Here is a 1643-nt window from a genome sequence, read left to right on the forward strand (position 1 = left end):
TCAGAGACGGCAATATCGTCGGCGGCACCGCGCGCACCGTGTCATTCCACTCCGCCAGCACCCGACGCCGCTCCGCCACGTCGAGAATGTCGATTGCGCCAATCGGCTGATCCGGCGCGGCGGTTGCAGATTCGAGCAGGCGCACCAAACGCGTGGCGATGGCTTCGACGGCTTTCCGCTCGAACAGATCCGTACTGTATTCGATCGTGCCTTCGATCCCAGCTGACCCACCGTGCTGGCCACGACTCTCTGTCAAGATCAAGGCCAGATCGAATTTGGCAGCTCTGCTGCTCATCGGTTGCGGGACGATGGTGAGACCGGGCATATCAAGGCTGAGCGTACCAGCGTTCTGTAACGCGAGCATCACCTGGAAGAGCGGGTGGCGTCTCAGAGACCGTGTCGGATTGATCGCCTCGACGAGGCGCTCGAACGGCAAATCCTGATTCGCGTAGGCATCGAGATTGGCGGCGCGCACGCGATCCACCAGTTCGCGGAAGCTTGGATTTCCAGCGGTGTCGCTGCGCAGTACCACGGTGTTGACGAAAAATCCGATCAAGTCGTCGAGCGCGTGATCGCTGCGCCCCGCCACCGGACTGCCGATTGGGATGTCCGTACCTGCGCCCAGCCGCGTGAGCAGCGCAGCGAGGCCGGCTTGGAGCACCATGAAGAGACTGGCCTGCTGTTCGCGCGCCAGCATCAGCAGCCCCTGGTGCACTTCGGGGGTGATCTCGAACGCGACAGTATCACCATGATGGCTGGGAACAGGCGACCGGGAACGGTCAACCGGCAGCTCCAGTTGCTCCGGCAGGCCATGCAGCGCCCTCTTCCAATACTCCAACTGGCGCGCGACCGGGCTCTCGGGATCCTCCTCATTGCCGAGCAGCGCGTGCTGCCAAAGCGTGTAGTCGGCGTATTGCAGGGGCAGCGGCTCGAAGACAGGCGCGCGCTTCTCACTACGCGCAGCATAAGCGGTAGCGAGATCGCGAGCCAGCGGCCCGAGCGAAGCTCCGTCGCCGGCAATATGATGGATCAACAGCAGCAGAACCTGGTCGCGCGGCGCGAGGACGAAGAGATCGACGCGGAGCGGCGGTTCGACGGCGAGATCGAAGCCGCGGCTCGCGGCCATGTTGAGCGCCTGGGGAAGCTCGGCCTCAGTGGTTGCCGCCACCGCGAGGATCGGCCGAGCGATTTCAGCATCGAGGATCAGCTGGCGGGGTGTGCCCGCCGTCTCCGGGAAGACGGTTCGCAGACTCTCATGCCGCTCGACCAAATCGGCGAGGGCGGCTTCGAGGGCGTCGCGATCGAGGGCACCGCGAAGACGCAATGCGAGCGTGAGATTATAGTGTGGGCTTTGTCCTTCGAGATGGTTGAGGAACCACAGGCGACTTTGCGCGAACGAGAGCGGGATCACCTCCGGACGAGGGCCCGGCCGAAGAGTCGGTCGTGCTGCCGCCTCGGCCTGATCGAGCCGTTCAGCGAGCCCGGAGATGGTCGAAACTTCAAACAGCGTACCAAGCGGCAGCTCGACCCCGAAAGCAGCACGGATTTTCGAGACCAAATGCGTCACGAGCAGCGAATGGCCGCCGAGATCGAAGAAGTTGTCATGGATCCCGACGCGCTCGAGCCCGAGGGTCTCGGCAAAC

General features: G+C 63.7%; 1 protein-coding gene. It reads right to left on the bottom strand.

All coding sequences use genetic code 11. The features are described from left to right. A partial coding sequence (locus QX135_RS32370) for a condensation domain-containing protein (RefSeq protein WP_316182711.1) occupies positions 1-1643 on the bottom strand: 1643 nt, incomplete at both ends.

This window comes from Bradyrhizobium sp. SZCCHNR1098 (assembly GCF_032489375.1).
Lineage (GTDB): Bacteria > Pseudomonadota > Alphaproteobacteria > Rhizobiales > Xanthobacteraceae > Bradyrhizobium.